General features: G+C 61.7%; 21 protein-coding genes. 16 read left to right on the forward strand and 5 right to left on the reverse strand.

All coding sequences use genetic code 11. The features are described from left to right. The first annotated feature begins 2 nt into the window (after positions 1–2). Genes QYC26_RS01650 through QYC26_RS01685 form a run of 8 tightly spaced genes read left to right on the forward strand, consistent with a single transcriptional unit; the run spans position 3 to position 5,896 of the window. The gene (locus QYC26_RS01650) at positions 3–707 is read left to right on the forward strand and encodes a response regulator transcription factor (RefSeq protein ID WP_317513670.1); all 705 of its coding nucleotides are present in this window, start codon (positions 3–5) and stop codon (positions 705–707) included. Beyond that, a complete protein-coding gene (locus tag QYC26_RS01655) occupies positions 646–2,253 on the forward strand; it encodes a sensor histidine kinase (RefSeq protein WP_317513671.1) in 1,608 nt (535 codons plus the stop codon). The genes QYC26_RS01650 and QYC26_RS01655 overlap by 62 nt, the downstream gene beginning before the upstream one ends. Before the next feature lie 6 nt (positions 2,254–2,259). Further along, positions 2,260–2,700 (forward strand): HPr kinase/phosphatase C-terminal domain-containing protein, encoded by a 441-nt coding sequence (locus QYC26_RS01660; RefSeq protein WP_317513672.1) that lies wholly within the window; start codon positions 2,260–2,262, stop codon positions 2,698–2,700. Continuing rightward, positions 2,697–3,620 carry an RNase adapter RapZ gene (rapZ, locus tag QYC26_RS01665; protein ID WP_317513673.1) on the forward strand — a complete coding sequence of 308 codons (924 nt, stop codon included), beginning with the start codon at positions 2,697–2,699 and terminating at the stop codon, positions 3,618–3,620. Before QYC26_RS01660 ends, rapZ begins: the two co-directional genes overlap by 4 nt. 21 nt (positions 3,621–3,641) lie before the next feature. Next, the gene (locus QYC26_RS01670; RefSeq protein WP_317513674.1) at positions 3,642–4,046 is read left to right on the forward strand and encodes a PTS sugar transporter subunit IIA; all 405 of its coding nucleotides are present in this window, start codon (positions 3,642–3,644) and stop codon (positions 4,044–4,046) included. Further along, positions 4,043–4,315 (forward strand): HPr family phosphocarrier protein, encoded by a 273-nt coding sequence (locus QYC26_RS01675; RefSeq protein WP_317513675.1) that lies wholly within the window; start codon positions 4,043–4,045, stop codon positions 4,313–4,315. The genes QYC26_RS01670 and QYC26_RS01675 overlap by 4 nt, the downstream gene beginning before the upstream one ends. Before the next feature lie 4 nt (positions 4,316–4,319). Further along, a complete protein-coding gene (locus tag QYC26_RS01680; protein WP_317513676.1) occupies positions 4,320–5,126 on the forward strand; it encodes an RNA methyltransferase in 807 nt (268 codons plus the stop codon). A 35-nt stretch (positions 5,127–5,161) separates the two neighbouring features. After that, the gene (locus QYC26_RS01685) at positions 5,162–5,896 is read left to right on the forward strand and encodes an META domain-containing protein (protein ID WP_317513677.1); all 735 of its coding nucleotides are present in this window, start codon (positions 5,162–5,164) and stop codon (positions 5,894–5,896) included. An 18-nt stretch (positions 5,897–5,914) separates the two neighbouring features. Here the strand turns inward: QYC26_RS01685 and rmuC are convergent, their stop codons facing one another. Further along, positions 5,915–7,327, reverse strand: a complete 1,413-nt coding sequence (gene rmuC, locus QYC26_RS01690) for a DNA recombination protein RmuC (protein ID WP_317513678.1) — start codon at positions 7,325–7,327, stop codon at positions 5,915–5,917. Positions 7,328–7,495: 168 nt separating this feature from the next. Here rmuC and QYC26_RS01695 point away from each other — a divergent pair, with 168 nt between their 5' ends. Further along, positions 7,496–7,939 carry a hypothetical protein gene (locus tag QYC26_RS01695; protein WP_317513679.1) on the forward strand — a complete coding sequence of 148 codons (444 nt, stop codon included), beginning with the start codon at positions 7,496–7,498 and terminating at the stop codon, positions 7,937–7,939. Positions 7,940–7,993: 54 nt separating this feature from the next. Here the strand turns inward: QYC26_RS01695 and def are convergent, their stop codons facing one another. Beyond that, a complete protein-coding gene (gene def / locus QYC26_RS01700) occupies positions 7,994–8,521 on the reverse strand; it encodes a peptide deformylase (protein WP_317513680.1) in 528 nt (175 codons plus the stop codon). A 113-nt stretch (positions 8,522–8,634) separates the two neighbouring features. On the opposite strand from def, the gene QYC26_RS01705 reads away from it, so the two are divergent. From QYC26_RS01705 to QYC26_RS01715, 3 genes are read left to right on the forward strand one after another with little or no spacing between them, the layout of a single operon-like run. Next, a complete protein-coding gene (locus QYC26_RS01705) occupies positions 8,635–9,807 on the forward strand; it encodes a bifunctional 2-C-methyl-D-erythritol 4-phosphate cytidylyltransferase/2-C-methyl-D-erythritol 2,4-cyclodiphosphate synthase (RefSeq protein WP_317513681.1) in 1,173 nt (390 codons plus the stop codon). Between the two features lie 38 nt (positions 9,808–9,845). Beyond that, positions 9,846–10,364 (forward strand): hypothetical protein, encoded by a 519-nt coding sequence (locus QYC26_RS01710; protein WP_317513682.1) that lies wholly within the window; start codon positions 9,846–9,848, stop codon positions 10,362–10,364. 6 nt (positions 10,365–10,370) lie between these two features. After that, the gene (locus tag QYC26_RS01715) at positions 10,371–10,901 is read left to right on the forward strand and encodes a CinA family protein (protein ID WP_317513683.1); all 531 of its coding nucleotides are present in this window, start codon (positions 10,371–10,373) and stop codon (positions 10,899–10,901) included. Here QYC26_RS01715 and QYC26_RS01720 read toward each other — a convergent pair. Next, positions 10,832–11,323, reverse strand: coding sequence for a type II toxin-antitoxin system RatA family toxin (locus QYC26_RS01720; RefSeq protein ID WP_317513684.1), 492 nt, complete (start codon positions 11,321–11,323; stop codon positions 10,832–10,834). The genes QYC26_RS01715 and QYC26_RS01720 overlap by 70 nt on opposite strands. Next, positions 11,323–12,255, reverse strand: coding sequence for a lipoyl synthase (gene lipA / locus QYC26_RS01725; RefSeq protein WP_317513685.1), 933 nt, complete (start codon positions 12,253–12,255; stop codon positions 11,323–11,325). The genes QYC26_RS01720 and lipA overlap by 1 nt, the downstream gene beginning before the upstream one ends. Positions 12,256–12,322: 67 nt before the next feature. On the opposite strand from lipA, the gene QYC26_RS01730 reads away from it, so the two are divergent. Together QYC26_RS01730 and QYC26_RS01735 are read left to right on the forward strand one after the other, a co-directional pair. After that, on the forward strand, positions 12,323–12,955 hold the full coding sequence (locus tag QYC26_RS01730) for a carbonic anhydrase (RefSeq protein WP_317513686.1): 633 nt from the start codon (positions 12,323–12,325) through the stop codon (positions 12,953–12,955). A gap of 131 nt (positions 12,956–13,086) precedes the next feature. After that, positions 13,087–13,359: a hypothetical protein gene (locus QYC26_RS01735; RefSeq protein ID WP_317513687.1), complete on the forward strand. Its 273-nt coding sequence runs from the start codon at positions 13,087–13,089 to the stop codon at positions 13,357–13,359. Positions 13,360–13,652: 293 nt separating this feature from the next. Here the strand turns inward: QYC26_RS01735 and ettA are convergent, their stop codons facing one another. Then, on the reverse strand, positions 13,653–15,332 hold the full coding sequence (gene ettA / locus QYC26_RS01740) for an energy-dependent translational throttle protein EttA (protein ID WP_317513688.1): 1,680 nt from the start codon (positions 15,330–15,332) through the stop codon (positions 13,653–13,655). A 149-nt stretch (positions 15,333–15,481) separates the two neighbouring features. Between ettA and QYC26_RS01745 the strand changes: the two genes are divergently transcribed. Together QYC26_RS01745 and QYC26_RS01750 are read left to right on the forward strand one after the other, a co-directional pair. Then, a complete protein-coding gene (locus QYC26_RS01745; protein ID WP_317513689.1) occupies positions 15,482–16,837 on the forward strand; it encodes a M20/M25/M40 family metallo-hydrolase in 1,356 nt (451 codons plus the stop codon). 102 nt (positions 16,838–16,939) lie between these two features. Continuing rightward, the gene (locus QYC26_RS01750) at positions 16,940–17,191 is read left to right on the forward strand and encodes a hypothetical protein (protein WP_317513690.1); all 252 of its coding nucleotides are present in this window, start codon (positions 16,940–16,942) and stop codon (positions 17,189–17,191) included. Positions 17,192–17,345 lie beyond the last annotated feature (154 nt).

Raw genomic sequence — 17,345 nt, forward strand, 5'->3', positions numbered from 1 at the left:
TCATGTCCGCAACGATCGCGCTCGTCGATGATGACCGCAACATCCTGACATCTGTTTCAATCGCCCTTCAGGCCGAAGGCTTTGTCACCCGGCTTTATACCGATGGGGAAAATGCCCTGAAGGCACTCATCGAGAACCCGCCCGACCTCGCTGTATTCGACGTCAAGATGCCGCGTATGGATGGCCTCGAACTGCTCCGCCGCCTGCGGGAAAAGAGCAATTTGCCGGTCATTTTCCTGACATCGAAGGATGACGAGCTCGACGAAGCGCTCGGCCTCGCCATGGGAGCAGACGATTATATCGCGAAACCCTTTTCGCAGCGCCTGCTGATCGCGCGCATCCGTGCGATCCTGCGGCGGACCGAACTGGCGACGCAGAGCACGGACGAAGAGCCGGAAGAGACCGAACTGCTCGTCCGCGGGCGGCTGGAAATGGACCCCGCCCGCCACCGCGTTCTGTGGAATGGGGAAGAAGTGACACTTACAGTCACCGAATTCCTGATTCTCGAAGCGCTGGCGCGCCGCCCCGGCGTCGTCAAATCACGCGATCAACTCATGGATGCGGCCTATCAGGAGGATATGTATGTCGATGATCGAACCATCGACAGCCATATCAAGCGCCTCCGCCGCAAATTCCGTCAGGCAGATGACCAGTTCGATGCAATCGACACTCTATACGGACGAGGCTACCGTTTCACCGAAGAATGAGCCCAGCGACCTCGCGCTCCGCTGGTCGGGGCGCCTGTCGCTCACGCGCCGCATTCTTGCGGTAAACATCTTTGCGCTCGCGCTCCTCGCGGGAGGATTTTTCTATCTCGACAGCTACCGCGCACGCCTGGTCGACGACCGGCGCGAGCAGGCCGCCAAGCAGATCACGATCATGGCCCGCGCCATTGCGATCGCCGGGCCGGAAGATCAGGACGCGCTTGTGCGCGGCTTCGCCCAGGATGGTGAAGGCCGTATCCGCCTCTACGATCCCAGTGGAAAGCTGATCGCCGATAGCTGGAAACTTGGGCCACCCACTTATGTACTGCGCGATCCGGCCACCGAACCGTGGCAACGCCATGTCGCGCGTTTTCTCGACAAGGTAATCGACGGCGTCGTTCGCGCCGAAACGGTATCGAAATATGTCGAGCCCGCCGTCGACACCACCAGCGCCTGGCCGGAACTGGTTGAGGCGGTGGCCGCAACCGCGCCCGCCACGCGCCTGCGCTACGCCCCCGATCGCACCCCGATGCTCTCGGCCGCAGCCCCGCTCCCCGCCGGCGCGGGCGCCGCGATCCTGTTTACCGAGAATGAGCGCGATATTACCCGCATTGTTCGTGCCGAACGCCTCCGGCTCGGCATCGTCATCGCCGTCGTCGCCTCGGTATCCATCCTGCTGTCGCTCTTCCTTGCACGCACCATCGTACGCCCGCTTCGCCGGCTGGCGCGAGCCGCTGTCCGCGTTCGACTGGGGCGCGCACGCGACGTGGAGGTGCCCCGCCTCCCCTCGCGCGCCGACGAGATCGGCATGCTCGCCCGCGCGCTTGCCGATATGAGCCATGCGCTCAATTCGCGGATCGACGCGATCGAGGCCTTTGCTGCCGATGTGACGCACGAACTCAAGAACCCGCTCGCTTCGCTCCGCTCGGCAGTGGAAGGGCTTCAGACCGTCAAGGATCCAGCACTTCAAGCACAATTGCTTGTCATCGTTCAGGACGATGTTCTTCGCCTCGATCGCCTGATCAACGATGTCGCCGACGCCTCACGTCTCGATGCCCAGCTTTCGCGCGCAGCGTTCGAACCGGTCGATCTTGGTAGCCTGATCGAATCACTGCTCAAGGCCCGCGAGGCGCGCGGGCTCGATGGCACGGTTCGGGTGGCCTATGCCCGGCCCCGCAAGGGCAGCGCGCTTGTCTCAGGCGATGCCTCCAAGCTCGCCCGCGTGATCGAGAATTTGCTCGATAATGCCGTGTCCTTTTCGCCGGCCACCGGGCTGGTTCGCGTCGATGCCACGCGCGACGGTGATCATATCCTGCTGACCATCGAGGATGAAGGCCCTGGCGTGCCGCCGCCGATGCGCGAAGCCATTTTCAGACGTTTCCACAGTGATCGGCCAGAACATGATGGTTTTGGACGACATTCTGGTCTTGGTCTGGCCATAGCCAAGACGATCATCGACGGGCATAACGGACAGATTGCTGTTCACGACCGTTCCGATTCCCGGCAGGGCGCACGGTTCGTGGTCACCCTTCCTGCTGCGGAGCATTGATTGATCATGGCCGGGTCGCCAGAAGAATTGCTGCATGCCTCAACCGTTGTAATCGATGGGCAGGCCGTATTGATCATGGGCCCTTCGGGCAGCGGCAAGTCGGACCTTGCCTTGCGCCTGATCGATCGCGGTGCCGGTCTGCTCAGCGATGATTACACCCGCGTCGCATTCCACGACGGCGAACTGGAGGCGGCCCCTGCCCCCAATATCGCCGGAAAGATCGAAGTTCGCGGTGTCGGCATCATCAAGCTGCCCTTCGTCCAGAAGGCGCAGGTCGCACTCGTCGTTACGCTTGGCGACTCGATCGAACGCCTGCCTCAGAGCGACAAATCGATCTCGATTTTGGGCAAAGAAGTGCGCGCAGCCATGCTCAACGGCTTGGAGCCATCCGCGCCGATCAAGGTTGAGATGGCGCTGCGTCAATGCCTCACGGAGGCCTCGTCATGAGCCACACGCGCCCGAAACGCATCCTGCTGGTTACGGGCATGGCCGGCGCCGGCAAATCGGTGACGATGAACTGCCTTGAGGATCTTGGCTGGGAAGCGGTTGAAAACCTGCCCCTCGGCCTGCTCGAGCGGCTGCTCGCAACCACCCAAGCGCTCGACGCCGTTGAGGATGATCGCCCGCTTGCTCTCGGGATAGATAGCCGCACGCGCGGTTTCGACGCCGAACGCATCATCCACCGCATCAAGCAATTACGCGATCAGCACGGGCTGGTCGTCGAAACCCTGTTCCTCGACTGCAGCGGTAGCGAACTGCAGCGCCGTTTTTCGGAAACCCGGCGCCGCCACCCGCTGGCGCAGGACCGCCCCGTCGGCGACGGCATCGCGCGCGAGCGCGAACTGATGGAACCGCTGCGGCACTGGGCCGAATATGTGATCGACACCAGCGAAACGTCGAGCAACGAACTGCAGCAACGCATTCGCGCCCGTTTCAGCGGTGCCGCCAGCGATGAACTGACGCTCACCGTCATGTCCTTCGGTTTTGCGCGCGGCGTACCGCGCAGCGCCGATCTGGTGCTGGATATGCGTTTCCTACGCAATCCGCATTGGGACAATGATCTGCGCCCGATGAGTGGGCTCGATGCGCCGGTAGGCACCTATATTGCCGAGGACGAGACCTATGCCACCGCAATGGAGCAAATTGAATCGCTCCTGAAACTTCTGCTCCCCCGCTATCGTCATGAAGGAAAATCCTATCTGACGATCGCGTTCGGATGCACAGGCGGGCGCCATCGTTCCGTGCATGTCGCTGAACGCGTTGCGCAACGGTTGCGCTCTGAAGGATTTTCGCCCACGGTCACCCACCGCGATCTGCGCTCGACTCCATCCGATGCGGTGGAAGGCAAGCCGGGCCGCGGGTCGTGATTTGAGGATACGGAAGTTTTCATGATCGGTTTGGTGCTTGTTACCCATGGCCTTCTTGCGAAGGAATTCGTGGTCGCCATGGAGCATGTCGTCGGGCCTCAGGAAGCCATTGCTTCGATCTGCATCGGGCCTGATGACGATATGGACCTGCGCCGGCAGGATATCGCCCAGGCGATCGCCGATGTGGACAGCGGCAATGGCGTAATCCTGCTGACCGATCTTTTCGGGGGAACCCCCTCCAACCTCGCGATTTCGTTGATGAAAACGGGACATGTCGAGGTGATTGCCGGGATCAACCTGCCGATGCTCATTCGGCTCGAAGGGGCACGGCGGACGATGAATGTGCGCGATGCAGTGGCCGCCGCGCGCGAGGCTGGCCGCAAATATATCAGCGTCGCCTCCGAAGTTCTGGGAGAATCCGCTTGAGCATCATCTCGCGCACTGTCCTGATTTCGAACAAGCGCGGCCTTCACGCGCGCGCCAGCGCCAAATTCGTGACCCTCGCCAGCCAGCAGAGCGCGAATATCGAGGTGGAAAAGGACGGCTCCACCGTCACCGGCACCTCGATCATGGGGCTCATGATGCTGGGCGCGGCCATGGGCGATCAGGTAACAATCAAGGCAAGCGGCACCGACGCGCATGCCGCGCTCGAGCTTCTGACCGAGCTGGTTGAGAACAAATTCGGCGAGGAATAACCGCGTGCCACGCGAAATTACCGGCTTTTCAAACCCACTGATCAAACGTGTCCGCAGCCTTCGGGAAAAAAAGCATCGCAAGCGCGAAGGCCATTTTCTCGCCGAGGGGCTGCGTATTCTCACCGAAGCCGAACAAGCCGGGCATTTGCCCGTTCTGCTGTTCTACGCTGCGGAATCGGCCGATCATCCGATCGTGCGGCGCCTTATCGCGGCAACCGAGGCCAATGGCGGTGAGGTAATCGAGACGATCCCCGACATCCTGCACAAGCTTTCGGGCAAGGAAAATCCGCAGACAGTGATCGGTGTCTATCCCGATCAGTTGACCCCGCTGGCGGCTCTCGATCGCTCGAAATCCGATATCTGGCTGGTGGTCCAGTCGATGCGCGACCCCGGCAATCTGGGCACGATCCTGCGCACGGGCGATGCCGTCGGCGCAGGCGGCGTGATCATGATCGACGATTGCGTCGATCCCTTCTCGGTCGAGGCGGTGCGCGCGAGCATGGGTGCGCTGTTCACCCAGTCGATCACCACCGCGCGCTGGGAAGAATTTATGGAATGGCTGCGCAGCGGCCCCGGCCAGTTGGTCGGCACCAGCCTCAACACCACGCATGACTATCAGGGGCCGCGCTACGACAGCCCTACCTTCCTGCTCGTCGGTAACGAAGCGAAGGGCCTGCCGCTCGACTATGAACAGAGTTGCGACCTGTTGGTGAAGATCCCCATGCTCGGCAAAGCCGACAGCCTCAATGCTGCGGTTGCGACCGCAGTGATGGCCTATGAAATCCTGAACCAGAAACGGGACCGCGGCTGACGGGAACCTTTGCTCCAGATCATTGTTGAGGCGATATGAAATATCGCTTTGCCAATATCTTATCATTCACCGCTGCCATGGCCGCACTCAGCGCCTGTGCGACCGTTCCTTCGGCTGACACGCCCGATTCCGGTGGCGGAGAACAGGTCTATCGAGCGGTGGGCACCGAACCCGGCTGGACGCTCTCGATCACCTCCAATCGCCTCGACTATGCCGGCGATTACGGCGAAACGCGGATCAGCCTGCCCCGCCCCGAACCGCGCACCAGCTTCAACGGCCATCGCTACGAAATCAGCGAAGGTGGGCATAGCCTGACGGTGGACATCACACATGCCCGGTGCAGCGACGGTATGAGCGACCGGATCTATGCCGACAAGGTCATGGTCATCGCCGACGGCAAGACCGTAAACGGATGCGGAGGAGACATCGTGCCCCCCGGCAAGCTCGACAAAAGTTCCTGGAAAATCATCTCGATCGGCGGCACGCCCGTAGGCGATACAAGCAGAGCCAGCCTCGCATTTGCCGATGGGCGCGTCAGCGGGTCTGGCGGTTGCAACCGGATCGCCGGCGGCTATTCCGAAACGGCGGACACGCTGAAGGTCGGCATGCTCATGTCGACCCAAATGGCCTGCCCCGGGGCCTTGATGGAACAGGACGATCGCCTCACTAAAATCTTGTCGGGCGAGGTTGCCATGCGTTTTGAGGGGGGCGACCGGCTGATCCTGACCGGGGCGAATGGCAAGGAGGCGGTGCTTCAGCGCAGCCACTAAGGCTGCGCCCCGTTCTCCCTACTCGACAGGATCGCGCTCAACCACGGCCGCGTCTTCAAGCGCGGGCACACGTTCTACGGGCTGGCGCGCCAGTGCATCGACGCTTTCGAGCGCTTCGATTTCCTTGGCGCCCGCCTCGATATTCAGGTCGCGGAACTTGCGCCCGGTCACGAGCACCCGGCCTTCAAAGCTCGACACGAACTTGTTGTAATTGTCGACGGCGCTGTTGAGGCCAGTGCCCACGCGCTTGAGATGGCCAGTTGCTGTTGCGAGCCGTTCGTACATCTCCTTGCCGAGCGCGCCGATCTGCTGTGCTTCTTCGGCCAGTTTTTCCTGGCGCCACACACTCGCCACCGTCCGCGCAATCGCGACCAGGTTGGTCGGCGTTGCCATCAGGACGCGGCGTTCGAACGCCCATTCCCAAAGATTGTCATCCTGTTCCAGCGCGGCGGACAGGAAATGTTCTCCGGGAATATACATCACCACATAATCCGCCGCGTGGCCGAAGCGCTCCCAATAGCTCTTTTCGCTCAACTGCTTCACATGGGTGCGGATTGCATTGGCATGCATCTTCAAGTGGCCAAGCCGCGCGGCGTCATCGACTTCCTGAGCCGCATCGAGATAGGCGTTGAGCGAACATTTCGCGTCCACCACCAGCTTGCGCCCGCCCGGCAAGCTGACGATCACGTCGGGACGAAGCCGCCCTTCCTCGGTATCCACCGAAACCTCGGTACGAAAATCGGCATGTGCGGACAACCCAGCCTGCTCGAGCACGTTGCGCAGCGACTGTTCGCCCCAGCGGCCGCGCGCCTTGGGGCTGGAACGCAGCGCATTGACGAGCTTCGCTGCCTCTTCCTTCACCTGCCCCTGTCCGACGCGAACCTGCTCCACCGCCTCGCGCAGCCCCGCATAGCTGTCGACGCGCTCCTTCTCGACGCGCTGAAGCCCCTCTTCATAGCGCTTGAGCGTGGTTTCGACGGGCATCAGCAACGCCTTCAATTGCGCTTCGCTCTTTTCGCCCGCCTGATGGAAACGCTGGTCGGCGCGCTCCAGAAACTGGCGTTGCGCCTCGCCCAAGAGCTTCGCACCGACTTCGCTGAACTGCGCGGAAAGTTGCTCCTTCGCCTCAAGCAAGGCGCGGATCTGATCGGCCAGCGCCTGCTCGCGCGCTTCCGCCGATGCGCGCAGACTTGCAGCCTCGGTCCGCGCTGCCTCGCGTTCGCTGATAGCCGACGACACTTGCTGCTGGAGTTGCGGCACCGACCGCGCACGTTCCTCAGCCGCTGCCAAGTCGGTGATCGCCTTGCGGAAATTGTCGAGATGCATGTCACGCTCGGCACGCGTTACAGCCGTGCCTCGCCCGCCCAGAAACCAGCCTAGGGCAACGCCAATGGCCATGGCCAATATCGCAGCGATCATCGTCTCAACCATTTCCACCAGCCCGCAAAGAAGAACATTTTAGGAACCTTTGCCGTGTTGGGATGCTCTTGGCAAGCACCCCGACGGCGCGGCACGCCCATCTAGCACCCATCTCACGAAAAAGGCAGAACAGCATCAAGGGCCTAGCGCACGCAGTTCGGACGCGGCAGGATCGCGACCATGCGAATCCACTTTCCCCTTGTCGCCCTGCTCGCAACGCTCAGCGCGTGCAACTCATCGCCATCGGATCAAGAACAGGCCTCCAACCGGGCGGTGAACACCGCCACGGTCGATGCGAACGCGACAAACATGACAAATGCGACCAGTACGCCGGCTGACGGCCTGCGTTTCATCGGCCGCTGGGCGGCCGCGCCCAATCTGTGCACCGACGGTGCGTGGAACTTCACCGAACGCGGGCTTGAAACAGCCGGCGAGGTTTACTGCGAATTCGAGCATATCGAGGCCGTTCCCGAAGGATATGACATCGATGCGATGTGCACGACCGAAGGTGATGAGCAGAAGGAGCAGTTGCGCCTGCGTCTTGGCGCGGACGCCAAAGCGATGAAGGTGGAAACCAAACGGGTGCTTGGCCCCGTGGACCTTGCACCCTGCGGCGCGCCCTAACGTATAGGATATTTTATCCCGGTGCCATTCTCGGCACCGGGACTATCGGACTGATTACGCGACCCGCTTGCGCGCCTTTGCCAGCTTCTTGAGGATCATGTCCTTTTTCAGCTTGGACAGGTGATCGATGAACAGAACGCCTTCTAGGTGATCCATCTCGTGCTGGAGGCAGGTCGCCAGAAGACCGTCCAGACGCTCTTCATGCTGCTTGCCGTCGCGGTCCAGCCAGCGCGCGGTGATCTTTTCGGGGCGCAGCACATCGGCATATTGATCGGGGACCGAAAGGCAGCCCTCAGTATAGACCGACTCTTCTTCCGACGGATCGAGGATTTCGGGGTTGATGAAAACCATCGGCTTGCGCACGGGCTTGCCGTCTTCTTCTTCCGGTTCCTGAAGATCGATCACCAGCACGCGCTTGGGCACGCCCACCTGAATGGCGGCAAGACCGATGCCGGGCGCATCATACATGGTTTCGAACATGTCATCGATCAGCGTGCGCAGTTCGTCATCGACGGTTTCGACCGGCGTGGAAATGACGCGAAGCCGCGGATCGGGCGTTTCAAGAATGGGAAGGATGGCCATGGCGCCTAGCTAGTCGCGCAAGGCCCGGTTTTCAACCGTTCGCACAGGCACTGACGGCGATTTCAGCGGGACCCGGCTTTGCATACGCGCAAATTTACGCCTAGGCGAAACCCATGGATAACAGCAATCGCACGGTCGCGCTGGTCGTGGCCGCCGGCAAAGGCGAACGCGCCGGGGGGGCGACACCCAAACAGTTCGTGCCGCTGGCCGGAAAGCCTGTCGTCGCGCACAGCGTCGATCGGTTCATCGCCCATGCCGGTATAGATGCTGTCTTCGTGGTGACGGCGACCGAGCGTTTCGGAGAGATGGCACAGACACTTGGCACCCGCGCGGTAAAGCCGCTGGTCGCAGGCGGCGCCTCGCGCCGGGAGTCTGTCGCCGCCGGGCTGGCTGCAATTGCCGCAGACGGCGGCGCTGCACGGGTGTTGATCCACGATGCGGCTCGCCCGCTCCTCCCCCATGTCGTTATCGACAGGCTTCTTTTCGCACTGCGCTCCGGCGAAGCCGCCATCCCGGCACTGCGCGTCGCGGATACGCTCGCACGGGCAAACGAGACCGGAGATCTTGGTCCCATCGTGCCGCGCGACGAACTCGTCCGCGTACAAACGCCGCAGGCCTTTCACTTTGCGGCCATTGAGGCGGCCCATACCGCCTGGCCGGATGACGCCGAGGCGACTGACGACGCGCAAATGGCACGCGCCGCGGGATATGACGTTGCAATCGTTTTCGGGGACCCGATGTTGGAAAAGATCACGACCGCCGAGGATTTTTCGGGTGCAGAAGCGCGGCTTGCGACGCAGGCGTCCTTCCGTACTGGCATGGGCTATGATGTACACCGTCTGGTCGCCGGTGAGGAACTCTGGCTCGGCGGCATCAAGATCGCGCATGACCGTGGCCTTTCGGGGCACAGCGACGCCGATGTCGCGCTCCATGCCCTGACCGATGCGCTGCTGGGTGCGGTCGCCGCCGGCGATATCGGCCAGCACTTCCCACCATCGGACCCGCAATGGCGCGGGGCGTCGTCGGACCGTTTTCTCGTCCATGCCGCCGGGCTCGTCGCGTGCGCCGGAGGGACGATCGAGCATGTCGATCTGACGATTATCTGCGAAGCGCCCAAGATCGGCCCGCACCGCGATGCGATGCGCGCGCGGATCGCGAGCTTGTTGCAGGTCGATCCGGCGAGGGTTAGCATCAAGGCAACGACGACCGAGCGACTGGGTTTTACCGGGCGAGGCGAAGGCATTGCAGCGCAGGCCGTCGCGACGGTCAAGCTTTTGGGGGAATGATGAAAAACTGGCAAAAATCGGCAGTGGCAGTCCTCGCGTTGGCAGCGTTCCCTGGGCCCGCGCACGCCGCCAATGCCTCCTGTCTCTCGGGTGAGGAAGCGCAGGCGATCGCGCTCGCGCTGCTGCCCGAAGCGCTGGAGGCAACCGCCCAGACCTGCGCGCCGACCCTGCCCGAAGGCTCGCTGCTGAAGCGCGCCGATGCGCCGCTGTTCGAACGCTACCGCGCAAGCCGCGAACCGGCGACGCCGCTGGCTCAGTCGGCCATAGCGCGCATTACGGGCATGGCCGGTAACAAGCAGGTGGCCGCCGCCAGCCTCGATCTCGTCCGTGCGATGATCCTTCCCAGCCTCTCCAAGGAAATCAAGACCCAGGATTGCGGTGCGATCAACAGGATGATCGAATTGCTCGAGCCCCTGCCCCCGGAAAATCTTGCGGGCGTTTTCGCGACGATCCTGCAGATCACGGCGCGCGATGAAGCCCGCAAGGCCGCGCGCGAAGGAAAGCAGCCTGCCGACAAGAGTGGCCTCAATATCTGTCCCATTGGCGAAACGCGGTAACGCATCATGGATCAAATTCTTCCCGATGAACTGGTGGCGCTGGCCCGCAAGGTGATCGAGGCGAACCGCGCGGCGGGTCGCACCATCGCGCTCGCCGAAAGCTGCACGGGCGGGCTGGTTAGCGCTGCGCTTACCGAAATTCCGGGCTCATCCGACGTGTTTGAAGGCGGCTTCGTAACCTATTCGAACGAAGCGAAGATCAAGCAGATCGGGGTCAGCCTCGACGTTCTCGAAACCTTTGGCGCGGTTTCGATCGCGGTGGCCTGGGGCATGGCGCGCGGCGCGCTGGAACGCTCCGGCGCCGATGTTGCCGTGGCGATCACCGGGATTGCCGGGCCTGACGGTGGCACCGAGAAAAAGCCCGTCGGAACCGTCGTTTTCGCGCGCGCGGAAAAGGGCGGAGACCCCGAAAACGTCGTCGCCGACAGCCGCCAGTTCGGGGATCTGGGGCGTGCCGGCGTCCGCCGTCAGGCGGCGCTCGTCGCGCTCGAACTGCTGATGCCCGACGCGGCCCCCGCGCCCACATCGCTGCCGTAAAGAACGGCGGCGCGTTCCTCGAACGCGCCGATCATCTTGCGCAGGGCCCGGTCGAACATCTGGCCCGCCAGATGTTCGAAGATCGCGGACTTGAACGCGAAATCGACGCTGAAATCGACGAGCGTGCCACCCTGCTCGTCCGGACGGAAAGCCCAGTGATTGTGCAGATGCTTCAGCGGCCCGTCGAGATAGTCGACCTCCACACTGTGCGGCCTTTGCTTGATGACGCGCGAGGTAAAGCTTTCGCGCAGCGCCGAAAAACCGACGATCAGATCGGCGATCATCTCGGTCTCGGTGTTCGAGCGCACGCGTACCGCGCTGACCCAGGGCAGGAATTCACCATAGCGCGCGACGTCCGACACCAGATCATACATCTGCTCGGGGGAATAGGGCAGATGGCGGGTTTCACTATGACGCGGCATCAGCCCCTCGCCAATTTCGCTTCGCGGGCCGCACGCAAACGCTCGAAATCGTCGCCAGCGTGATAGCTCGAGCGGGTAAGCGGCGAGGCCGCCACCAGCAGAAAGCCCTTGGCACGTGCGATCGCGGCATAAGCGCTGAATGCCTGCGGGGTGACGAAATCCATCACCTTGGCATGCTTGGGCGTGGGCTGGAGATACTGGCCCATGGTGAGGAAATCGATATCCGCCGAGCGCATGTCGTCCATCACCTGGTGCACCTCGAGTCGTTCTTCGCCCAGCCCGAGCATCACACCCGATTTGGTAAAGATCGACGGATCGTGCCGCTTCACCGACTCGAGCAGGCGCAGCGACGCATAATAGCGCGCGCCCGGGCGGATCGTCGGATAGAGCCGCGGTACGGTTTCGAGATTATGGTTATAGACGTCGGGGCGCGCGGCCACGATCGCCTCGACAGCAGCCTGTGTCTTATTCCGGAAATCCGGGGTCAGGATCTCGATGGTGGTCTTCGGCGTTGTCCGGCGAAGTGCCTCGATTACCTTGACGAATTGGCTGGCGCCGCCATCGGGAAGATCGTCGCGATCGACCGAGGTGATGACGATATGCTCCAGCCCCAGTTCGGCGGCGGCGTCAGCCGTGTGCTGCGGTTCAAGCGGATCCACCTTGCGGGGCATGCCCGTCTTCACATTGCAAAATGCGCAAGCGCGGGTGCAGACATCGCCCAGAATCATCACGGTCGCGTGCTTTTTGGTCCAGCACTCGCCGATATTGGGGCATGCGGCCTCTTCACAGACGGTCGACAGATTAAGTCGTCGCATCAACGCCTTGGTTTCAGAAAAGCCTGCGCTTGTGGGGGCTTTTACGCGGATCCAGTCGGGCTTGCGGATACGGACGGGACGCGATTCGGGGATCGGGTTGGGGTCAGCTTCGCTCATGGGGCGCAGATAGCGATTTAAAGAAGCAGTTGCCACCCCCGCCATCTCCGTTCTAGGGGGCCGTTTCATGTCAGACTTCTCAGACCTCGTCGCCGGCTATCATCGCTTCCGCTCCACTGGCTGGGTACAGCAGCGCGAGCGATGGTCTGAACTAGCTGTCGGCCAGAGCCCCAAAGTCATGGTCATCGCCTGCTCGGACAGCCGAGTCGATCCCAGCCAGATCTTCGATGCCTCGCCGGGGGAGATCTTCGTCGTCCGCAACGTCGCCAATCTCGTCCCCCCCTTCGAAGTGGGCGGCGGCCGCCACGGTGTATCCGCAGCGCTCGAATTCGCAGTAACTCAACTCAATGTTTCCGAAATCGTTGTAATGGGTCATGGCCAGTGCGGCGGCGCGAACGCCGCGCTGTCGCGCCGCTTCGAACATGCCGCTCCGGGGGAAGGCGGCTTCATCGCGAACTGGATCGGCTTGCTCGACGATGCCCGCGACCGCGTGATCTGTGAACATGGCACCGGCCCCGAGGCCGCGCGCGCCATGGAAATGGAAACGGTGAAGGTCAGCATCGAAAACCTGCGCACCTTCCCGTGCATCCCCATTCGCGAAAATGCCGGATCGCTCCGCATTCACGGCGCCTATTTCGCGATTGCCGATGGGCTTCTCCACCTGCTGGACGAAAAAACGGGCGCCTTCAAACCCGCTTGATGGAATTTCGATACGTTTTCTCGTCTGAAAACATTAATGAAATTTTTTCTAAGCACGCTTATTTTGACTGTTGCGCCAAAGCTCGTTAAGGGCCAAGGCGCAATTTCCATGAGAGGGTGGAGTAGATAATAATGCGTTTGCTCGTAAGTTCAGTTTCCGCACTGCTCGCGCTTAGCGCGCTGACGACTCCTGTCGCCGCTCTGGCGCAGGCATCGGCCAAGAATGGCGTCACGATGTATTCGTCGGACGGCAAGCGTCTCGGCAAGATCAACCGCGTCGCCGACGGCGTCGCCACGATCATCTTTGACTCGCGCTTCGTCCGCGTTCCCCTGAGCTCGCTGACCGACTCGGACGGCAAGCTCGTGACCAGCCTCGATTACGCGGCGGTCCGCAAGCTCAAGTAAGAGCTTGGCCAGATTGCGGGCGAACATGTGTTTCGCCCGCCATCCAGCCATTAGAGACGACTAAGCGCCCCTCCTGTCGTTTCCGCCCCCCCTTGGGTGTTTTCAGGCGCCTTTTCCTAAAAACATACTGTTCGCCATACGGTGGCAATCCGGCCGCAAATCAGCACCTGCCGGCGTTCGACCGTGCGTGATGCCTTTTTTACAAGGCTCAGATGTTCTGGTGCAGCCAAAGAAAAACGCGCCGGAAAGCGTGATGCTCTCCGACGCGTTCGATTGGCTTTGCCATGAGGGGCTTAGCGCGTGAGCTTCTTGTAGCTCATCCGGTGCGGACGATCCGCCTCGTCGCCAAGGCGGCGGCGCTTGTCTTCTTCATAGGCTTCGAAGTTACCCTCGAACCATTCGACATGGCTGTCGCCTTCAAAGGCGAGGATGTGCGTTGCAAGACGATCGAGGAAGAAGCGATCGTGGCTGATGACCACGGCGCAGCCCGCGAAGTTCTCAAGCGCTTCTTCAAGCGCGCGCAGCGTTTCGACGTCGAGATCGTTGGTCGGTTCGTCGAGCAGCAGCACGTTGCCGCCCTTGCGCAGCATCTTGGCCATGTGGACGCGGTTGCGCTCACCACCCGAAAGCTGCCCCACCTTCTTCTGCTGGTCGACGCCCTTGAAGTTGAACGCGCCGACATAGGCGCGCGACTGCACCTCATGCTTGCCGAAGGTGAAGATGTCGTGCCCTTCGGACACTTCTTCCCACACATTCTTGTTGGGATCGAGCGCATCGCGGCTCTGATCGACATAGCCGAGGTGAACCGTGGGGCCGATCTTCAGTTCGCCGCTGTCAGGCTGTTCCTGGCCGGTGATGAGCTTGAACAGCGTGGTCTTACCCGCACCGTTGGGGCCGATCACGCCGACAATGCCGCCCGGGGGAAGCATGAAGCTCAGGTCTTCGAACAACAGCTTGTCGCCGTAGGATTTGGTGAGGTTCTTGGCCTCGATCACCTGGCCACCCAGGCGCTCGGGCGTCTGGATAAGGATCTGTGCCTTACCGGGCGCGCGCTCATTCTGCTTTTCGACGAGTTCGTCGAACGCCTTAATACGCGCCTTGGACTTGGTCTGGCGGGCCTTGGGGCTCTGCCGGATCCATTCCAGTTCTTCCTTGATCGCCTTCTGGCGACCGGCTTCTTCGCGGTCCTCCTGCGCCATGCGCTTGGCCTTGGCTTCAAGCCATGCCGAGTAGTTGCCTTCGAACGGAATGCCGCGGCCACGGTCGAGTTCGAGCACCCAACCCACGACATTGTCGAGGAAGTAGCGATCGTGGGTGACGAGGATGACGTTGCCCGGATAATCGATCAGGTGCTTTTCGAGCCACTGGACGCTTTCGGCGTCGAGGTGGTTGGTCGGTTCGTCGAGCAGCAGGATGTTGGGCTTTTCGAGCAGCAGGCGGCACAGCGCGATGCGGCGCTTTTCACCGCCCGAGAGATTTTCGACGCTCCAGTCGCCCGGCGGGCAACGCAGTGCGTCCATCGCGATTTCGAGCTGGTTGTCGAGCGTCCAGCCATCGACCGCGTCGATCTTTTCCTGAAGCTCGCCCATTTCCTCCATCAGCGCGTCGAAATCGGCGTCGGCCGGCGGATCGGCCATGATGTTGGAAATTTCGTTGAAGCGATCGACAAGGTCCGCCACCGGGCGCACGCCGTCCATCACATTCTGCTTCACGGTCTTGGTCGGGTCGAGCTGCGGTTCCTGCGCCAGATAGCCGACGGTGATGCCTTCACCGGCCCATGCCTCACCCGTAAAATCGGTGTCCATGCCGGCCATCACCTTCATCAGCGTGGACTTACCCGCGCCGTTGACACCGATGATCGCGATCTTGGTGCCCGGATAGAACTGAAGATTGATATTGTTGAAAACGGGCTTGGGCTGGCCCGGGAAGGTCTTGGTCAGACCCTTCATCACAAAGCTGTACTGCGCGGCCATCGGCACGGAACTCCGTTAAGAAACACTGCTGAAATTTGGGCGATGCCCTAGCCGAGCGACGTTCGCTTGGCAAACAGGGGATGAAGGCCCTGCAATCGCGATCCATTTGGGGTTCACGCGCGCGCGCGTCAACAGTAGAGACCATGGGCATGAAAAAGCTCATCCTTCTCGCGGCCGTACTGCCGACGATCGCCTTTGCCGCCCCGGACCAGACCGCCCAGTTGCGCGACGCCGCGCTGAAGGATGATGTCGCCTGGGACATCACCGAGGGCCTCACCACCGAAATCGGCCAGCGCATGCCCGGCACCGAAGCGGAAGCGCGGGCACGCGACTGGGCGGTAAAGAAGCTCGCCGGACTCGGCTTCGCAAATGTCCGGATCGAGCCCTTCGACATGCCCGTCTGGGTGCGCGGCGAAGAAAAGGCCGAGGTCATCGCCCCCTTCCCTCAACCCCTCACCATCACCGCGATCGGCAATAGCGGCGCTACGGCGAAGACCGGGCTTGAGGGCGAAATCGCCTTTTTCCCGACCTTCGAAGATCTGCAGGCCGCGCCCGATGCTGCAGTGAAGGGCAAGATCGTCTTCGTCAGCCATGCGATGAAGGCCACGCAGGACGGATCGGGCTATGGCTATTATGGCAAGGCGCGCTTTGTCGGCCCCAATGTCGCCGCGCGCAAAGGTGCTGCCGCCATCATCATCCGTTCGATCGGCACCGACAGCCACCGCACGCCCCATACCGGCAACACAAATTTCGACGCCGATGTGAAGGCGATCCCGGCCGCTGCCTTGTCCAACCCCGATGCCGACAATCTCGAACGCATGCTCAAGCGCAGCCCCAATGTGCGCCTGAAGCTAACGCTCACCCCCCGGAACATCGGCGTGCGCCAGTCGGGCAATGTCGTGGCCGAAGTACCCGGAAGCGATCCCGACGCCGGGATCGTGCTGATCGGCGGCCATCTCGACAGCTGGGATCTGGGCACAGGCGCCATCGACGATGCCACCGGCGTTGCGATCACCGCCGCCGCTGCCAAGCGCGTGATGGATGCCGGCCAGCCACGCCGCACCATCCGCGTCGTCTGGTTCGGGGCCGAGGAAGTCGGCGTGTTCGGCGGCAAGGCCTATTTCGAGCGCCACAAGGACGAGAATCACGCCATCGCCGCGGAATCGGATTTCGGGGCGGACAAGGTCTGGCGCTTCTCGACGAAACTGCCCGACTCGGCCGCTGGGATTAATGATCGACTCGCAAAGGCGCTGTTTCCGCTCGGAATCGTGCACGGAAAGGACGTTGCCGGGGGCGGTGCGGATGTCGGCCCGGTGATCCGTTCGGGCGTGTCCGCCATCGACCTGGATCAGGACGGCACACGCTACTTCGATTTACACCATACCGCCGACGATACGCTGGATAAGGTGGATCCCGAGGCATTGCGACAGAACGTCGCAGCATGGACGGCGATGCTCTCGATCGTGGCCAATGCCCCTGAGAATATTGCCTTCAACCGGCCGTAACAAAGAATTTATCGTTGACCGTCGCAGAATCCCCGCTATCTGGGTGGCTCGCGAACGGCACACGGGCCGGTACGCGAATTTTTTTGCTTGGGAGCAAATCGAATGAAGAAAGTAACGTTCGTTCTCGCTGCCGCCGGCCTGATGTCCCTGGCCGCCTGCAACGGTGAAAAGCCGGCTGAAAACGCAGTCGAAAACGCTGTTGAGAACGTTGAAGACGCTGCTGCAAACCTTGACGCAGCTGCTGAAAACGTCACCGAAAACGTTGCTGCAGACGCAGCGAACGTAGCTGACAACGCTGCAAACGTTGTCGAAAACGCTGCGAACGTTGTCGAAAACGCGACCAACGCGCAGTAATTACGTTTCCGCCTTTCGGGGCGGAGCAACGTGATGAGAAACGGGCAGTCCTCACGGATTGCCCGTTTTCTTTTGTCTACTAAGAAACTTTGAATGTTGTATCGCAGCCCCTCATCGGCGCTTTTGGGGCGCTCCAACTAACGGCTCCATGGCC

The organism is Sphingomonas sp. C3-2 (genome assembly GCF_033025475.1).
In the GTDB taxonomy this organism is placed as follows: domain Bacteria; phylum Pseudomonadota; class Alphaproteobacteria; order Sphingomonadales; family Sphingomonadaceae; genus Sphingobium_A.